The 268-nt window shown below is 45.9% G+C and carries 1 pseudogene; it reads left to right on the top strand.

Features of this window, described 5'->3' with window-relative positions:
• Window positions 1-59: 59 nt before the first annotated feature.
• Window positions 60-268, top strand: a pseudogene (locus COJ96_RS29065) (replication protein RepA); the annotation flags it as partial.

Genomic DNA, 268 nt, shown 5'->3' with positions numbered 1-268 from the left:
TCATGTCTACGATTGTTGAATTCTCAAAAGACTCAGGTAAACCCACTGAGAAGACGCATATGGTGCAGCTTATGGGAGAGTCCACAATAGATATTGCGAATGATATTGTGCTCCTCACCCCCAGTATGTCTCTGAAAGACCTCTATGCCAGTGAATATAAAGTCCTACTCAAGCTGAAAGCGCTGAAAAGTCTTGCTCGTAAGGAGTCTGCTCAGGCGCTCTACCTCTATCTGGAAGGGTTACCGACAAATCCTGCACCGGTTAGCAT

This window comes from Bacillus sp. AFS073361, from assembly GCF_002567005.1.
Classification (GTDB): Bacteria; Bacillota; Bacilli; order Bacillales; family Cytobacillaceae; genus Neobacillus.
Note: the sequence above shows the minus strand (reverse complement) of the source record. Positions and strands in the feature narration are given on the sequence as shown.